The 5,284-nt window shown below is 69.9% G+C and carries 5 protein-coding genes and 1 pseudogene; 2 read left to right on the forward strand and 4 right to left on the reverse strand.

Going from position 1 to position 5,284, the window contains the following annotated elements; translation table 11 throughout:
* Together MTQ10_RS27530 and MTQ10_RS27535 are read left to right on the forward strand one after the other, a co-directional pair.
* Positions 1-172: pseudogene (locus MTQ10_RS27530) on the forward strand (2-amino-4-hydroxy-6-hydroxymethyldihydropteridine diphosphokinase); the annotation flags it as partial.
* Positions 173-220: 48 nt separating this feature from the next.
* Complete coding sequence (locus MTQ10_RS27535) at positions 221-706, forward strand: DUF3180 domain-containing protein (RefSeq protein WP_247472983.1); 486 nt, start codon at positions 221-223, stop codon at positions 704-706.
* Between the two features lie 43 nt (positions 707-749).
* Here MTQ10_RS27535 and folE read toward each other — a convergent pair whose 3' ends face one another.
* The 4 genes from folE to tilS all read right to left on the reverse strand — a co-directional run.
* A complete protein-coding gene (gene folE, locus MTQ10_RS27540; protein ID WP_247472984.1) occupies positions 750-1,358 on the reverse strand; it encodes a GTP cyclohydrolase I FolE in 609 nt (202 codons plus the stop codon).
* 135 nt (positions 1,359-1,493) lie between these two features.
* Entirely contained in the window at positions 1,494-3,533 is a 2,040-nt protein-coding gene (gene ftsH, locus MTQ10_RS27545) for an ATP-dependent zinc metalloprotease FtsH (RefSeq protein ID WP_247472986.1), read from the reverse strand.
* Positions 3,534-3,716: 183 nt separating this feature from the next.
* On the reverse strand, positions 3,717-4,277 hold the full coding sequence (gene hpt / locus MTQ10_RS27550) for a hypoxanthine phosphoribosyltransferase (RefSeq protein ID WP_094218331.1): 561 nt from the start codon (positions 4,275-4,277) through the stop codon (positions 3,717-3,719).
* 77 nt (positions 4,278-4,354) lie between these two features.
* On the reverse strand, positions 4,355-5,284 hold a 930-nt coding region (gene tilS / locus MTQ10_RS27555; protein ID WP_247472985.1), incomplete at its 5' end, for a tRNA lysidine(34) synthetase TilS.

Genomic DNA, 5,284 nt, shown 5'->3' on the forward strand with positions numbered 1-5,284 from the left:
CCCCCCCCCCCGCCCCCGCGCCCACGAACGCGCCTTCGTCCTCGCCCCCTGGCACGACGTGGACCCCGGCGCGCAGCTCCCCGGCCACGGCCCCGTCGCCGACCTGCTGCACGCCGTCGGCCGCGCCGGCGTGGCACCCCGCAGCGACCTGGAACTCCGGCTGCCCGAGTAGTCGTTAAGGTCAAGACGACCACCACATCCGGGGAGACGAAGGAACACCGTGAAAGAGCTGCGCATCAGGGTGCTGGTCGGCGTGTTCGTCGTCGCCGGAGTGCTCTCCTGGGCGGGCGCCCGCCTGTGGAACTCCCTGGGGTCCCTCCCCAGCGTTCCGCTGGCCGCCCCGATCGTCCTCGCCCTGATCGCCGTCGTGCTGCTCGCCACGGCCGTCTCCCTGCGCGCCCGCCTCAAGGCCCAGCGCGAGCGCCGCCCCGACGCCAAGGGCGTCGACCCCCTCATGGCGGCCCGCGCCGTCGTCTTCGGCCAGTCCAGCGCCCTGGTCGCCGCCCTCGTCGCCGGCATGTACGGCGGCGTGGGCGTCTTCCTTCTGGAGTTCCTCGACATCCCCCCGCGCCGCGACCAGGCCATCTACGCGGGCTTCTCGGTCGTGGCCGGCATCGCCGTGATAGCGGCGGCGCTCTTCCTGGAGCACGTCTGCAAGCTCCCGGAGGACGACGACAACAACAAGGGCGCGACGTCCCCGGCGTGACACACCGGGCACTCCGCGCCCCGGAGGGGGTCGGCGAGACCCCTCAGTCGGCCATGATCAGGCTCATCGCCTCGTTGCGGGTGGCCGCGTCGCGCAGCTGACCGCGGACCGCCGAGGTGATCGTCTTGGCGCCGGGCTTGCGGATGCCCCGCATGGACATGCACATGTGCTCGCACTCGACGACCACGATCACACCGCGCGGTTCCAGGATGTCCATCAGGGAGTCCGCGATCTGCGTGGTGAGACGTTCCTGCACCTGGGGGCGGCGGGCGTAGACGTCCACGAGCCGGGCCAGCTTGGACAGCCCCGTGATCTTGCCGCTGGTCGACGGGATGTAGCCGACGTGGGCGACGCCCCGGAAGGGGACCAGATGATGCTCACAGACGCTGAACACCTCGATGTCCTTCACCAGGACCATCTCGTCGTGCCCGATGTCGAACGTCGTCGTCAGCACGTCCTCGGGCTTCTGCCACAGCCCCGCGAATATCTCCTTGTACGCCCGCGCCACCCGCGCCGGGGTCTCACGCAGGCCCTCGCGGTCCGGGTCCTCACCGACCGCGATGAGCAGCTCGCGTACGGCGTTCTCGGCGCGCTTCTCGTCGAACTCGCCGATGGGGCTCTCGCCGCCGTCCAGCGTCACGGGGTCGGTCATCTGGTGCCTCGTTCCTGTGCCTTTCGCGCGTGCGGTCACACGCCTGAACTGCCGACATACGACGATGCCGCGCCCCCAAGGCTAGAACCCTGGGGGCGCGGCATCCATTCCGGGCCGATGTGACCCTGTTCTGCTTCAGCCGTCGGTGCGGTCCTCACCGGCGGGTTCGGCCGCGGGGGCCGCTTCCGTCGCCGTGGACTTGGCGGTGCTGATGGCCGCGGTCGCGCCGTTGGCGCCGTTCGTCAGGGCGAGCTCCTTGGGGGAGAGCACCGGCGGACGCGTCGACGGGGTGCGCCGGGAGGAGCCGGTCCACGCGGGCCGCGGCGGGCGCTTGACGACCGGGGCGAAGATCTCGGCGATCTCCTCCTTGCCCAGGGTCTCCTTCTCCAGGAGGGCCAGGACGAGGTTGTCGAGGACGTCGCGGTTCTCGACCAGGATCTCCCAGGCCTCGTTGTGCGCGTTCTCGATCAGCTTCTTGACCTCCTCGTCCACCAGGGCGGCGACCTCTTCGGAGTAGTCGCGCTGGTGGGCCATCTCACGGCCGAGGAAGGGCTCGCTGTTGTCTCCGCCGAACTTGATCGCGCCGAGACGCTCGGTCATGCCGTACTGGGTGACCATCGCGCGGGCCACGTTGGTGGCCTTCTCGATGTCGTTGGCCGCGCCGGTGGTCGGGTCGTGGAAGACCAGTTCCTCGGCCGCCCGGCCGCCCAGCATGTAGGCGAGCTGGTCGAGCATCTCGTTGCGGGTGGTGGAGTACTTGTCCTCGTCGGGCAGGACCATCGTGTAGCCGAGGGCACGGCCGCGGGACAGGATGGTGATCTTGTGCACCGGGTCGGAGTTCGGGGAGGCCGCCGCGACCAGGGCGTGACCGCCCTCGTGGTACGCGGTGATCTTCTTCTCCTTGTCCGACATGATCCGAGTCCGCTTCTGCGGGCCGGCCACGACGCGGTCGATCGCCTCGTCCAGCATCTTGTTGTCGATCAGCTTCTGGTTGCTGCGGGCCGTCAGCAGGGCGGCCTCGTTCAGCACGTTCGCCAGATCGGCACCGGTCATGCCGGGGGTGCGGCGGGCGACGGCGTTGAGGTCGACGTCGGGCGCGACCGGCTTGCCCTTCTGGTGGACCTTGAGGATCTCCAGGCGGCCCTGGAGGTCCGGCGGGTCGACCGCGATCTGCCGGTCGAAGCGGCCGGGGCGCAGCAGCGCCGGGTCGAGGATGTCGGGCCGGTTGGTGGCGGCGATGAGGATCACGCCGCCCTTGACGTCGAAGCCGTCCATCTCGACGAGCAGCTGGTTCAGGGTCTGCTCGCGCTCGTCGTGACCGCCGCCGAGGCCGGCGCCGCGGTGGCGGCCGACCGCGTCGATCTCGTCGACGAAGACGATCGCCGGGGCGTTCGCCTTGGCCTGTTCGAAGAGGTCACGGACTCGGGAGGCACCGACACCGACGAACATCTCGACGAAGTCGGAGCCGGAGATCGAGTAGAAGGGCACGCCCGCCTCGCCTGCGACGGCGCGGGCGAGCAGGGTCTTGCCGGTACCGGGGCGGCCGTACAGCAGCACGCCCTTGGGGATCTTGGCGCCGACGGCCTGGAACTTGGCCGGCTCCTGGAGGAACTCCTTGATCTCCTGGAGTTCCTCGACGGCCTCGTCACAGCCCGCGACGTCGGCGAAGGTCGTCTTGGGGGTGTCCTTGGTGATGAGCTTGGCCTTGGACTTGCCGAAGTTCATCACTCGGGAGCCGCCGCCCTGCATCTGGTTCATCAGGAACAGGAACACGACGACGATGAGGACGAAGGGCAGAAGGGAGAGGAGGATGCCGACGATGGGGTTCTGCTTGGACGGCGAGACCGTGTACCCGTCGGGGATCTTCTTCTGTTCGAACTTCTGCTGCAGGGTGTCGGCGATGGCCACGCCCTGGTTGCCGATGTAGCTGGCTTGGATCTTGGAGCTGTCCTTGATCTTCACCCCGTCCTTGAGCGTGACCTTGATGGTCTGCTCGTCGCCGGTGGTGAGCTTCGCCGCCTCGACCTGGTCCTGGTTGATGGCCTGGACCACCTGGCCCGTGTCCACCGTCTTGTAGCCGCCGGACGAGCCGACGACCTGCATCAACACGACCACGGCAAGGACGGCCAGCACGATCCACATGACCGGCCCACGGAAGTATCGCTTCACGTCCATCCACACGGAGCGGTGCCGCCCCGTCCCTCCTGCCATAGTGAGTTTGATAAGACAGTTCTTCTGACGGTACCCCAGCATCGGCGCCCGAAGCCGCACGGTAGGGCCGGCGATCCCGTCTGCATGGTCCAACGGTGCACGGGCGGCCGGGGTTCCCGGCCGCCGTGTGCGGTCCACCGCGCTGTGTCAGCCGCCGTAGACGTGAGGCGCGAGCGTACCGACGAACGGGAGGTTGCGGTACTTCTCGGCGTAGTCGAGGCCGTAGCCGACGACGAACTCGTTCGGGATGTCGAAGCCGACCCACTCGACGTCGATGGCGACCTTGGCGGCGTCGGGCTTGCGCAACAGGGTGCACACCTTGAGGGAGGCGGGTTCGCGCGAGCCGAGGTTGTTGATCAGCCAGGACAGGGTCAGGCCGGAGTCGATGATGTCCTCGACGATCAGGACGTGCTTGCCCTTGATGTCGGTGTCGAGGTCCTTCAGGATCCGTACGACGCCGGAGGACTGGGTGCCCGCACCGTAGGAGGACACGGCCATCCAGTCCATGGTGACGGGGGTGGACAGCGCTCGGGCCAGGTCGGCCATGACCATCACCGCGCCCTTGAGGACGCCGACGATGAGCAGGTCCTTGCCCGCGTACTCCGCGTCGATCTTCGCGGCCAGCTCGACGAGCTTCGCGTCGATCTCTTCCTTGGTGATGAGTACCTGCTTGAGGTCGGCACCCATGTCTTTCGCGTCCACCCGCATCACTTTCGGTCGGTCGTCCCACCGGCCTGTACCGGGGCCTGCCGGTCCCGTGAGGGGCGGCCGGTGGGGCTCCGGATTCAGCCTTGCCGAATCACCAGTCTGCCACCCTGCCGCTGGGCGACGACTCTGCCGGGCAGATTGATGGCCTTCTGGCCGCGCCAGCCGGTGATCAGCCGGTCGACCTCTTCGATGTGCCGGGCGAAGAGGGAGCCGGCCGGTGCGCCGGCCTCGATGGCGGCGCGGCGCAGGATGCGGCGGCGCACGGCGGGCGGCAGGGCGTAGAGCTTGGCGCACTCCAGCAGCCCGGAGGCGTCGCGGACGGTGGCCTCGGCCTGGCTGGCCCAGGTGTCGAGGGCGTCGGCGTCGTCGCGGGAGAGCTGGGCCGTACGGGCGAGGGCCTCCACGACCCCTTTGCCGAGGCATTTCTCCAGTGCGGGCAGGCCTTCGTGGCGGAGCCGGGAGCGGGTGTAGGCGGGGTCGCTGTTGTGCGGGTCGTCCCAGACGGGCAGGGACTGGACCATGCAGGCCTTGCGGGCGGTCTGCCGGTCGAGTTCGAGGAAGGGGCGCCGGTAGCGGCCACCGGCCCCCGAGACCGCGGCCATGCCGGACAGGGAGCGGGTGCCGGAGCCGCGGGCGAGGCCGAGGAGGACGGTCTCGGCCTGGTCGTCGCGGGTGTGCCCGAGGAGGATCGCGGCGGCGCCGTGGCGTTCGGCAGCGGCGTCGAGCGCGGCGTAGCGGGCATCGCGGGCGGCGGCCTCGGGGCCGCCGTCGCGGCCGACGGTGACGGCGGCGGACTCGACGGGGTCGAGGCCGAGTTCACGCAGGCGGAGGACGACTTCGGCGGCGCGGGTGTCGGAGCCGGGCTGGAGGCCGTGGTCGACGGTGATGCCGCCGGCGCGGATGCCGAGGCGGGGGGCTTCGAAGGCGAGGGCGGAGGCGAGCGCCATGGAGTCGGCGCCGCCGGAGCAGGCCACGAGGACGAGCGGCGGCTGGGGGTGGCCGGGGGC

It is taken from the genome of Streptomyces sp. XM83C (assembly GCF_023072675.1).
GTDB classification, from domain to species: Bacteria; Actinomycetota; Actinomycetes; order Streptomycetales; family Streptomycetaceae; genus Streptomyces; species Streptomyces thermocoprophilus.

Coding starts and splice junctions, on each gene's coding strand:
- folE (WP_247472984.1), bottom strand. CDS start 1,358: ATGACCGACCCCGTGACGCTGGACGGCGGCGAGAGCCCCATCGGCGAG.
- ftsH (WP_247472986.1), bottom strand. CDS start 3,533: ATGGACGTGAAGCGATACTTCCGTGGGCCGGTCATGTGGATCGTGCTG.
- hpt (WP_094218331.1), bottom strand. CDS start 4,277: ATGCGGGTGGACGCGAAAGACATGGGTGCCGACCTCAAGCAGGTACTC.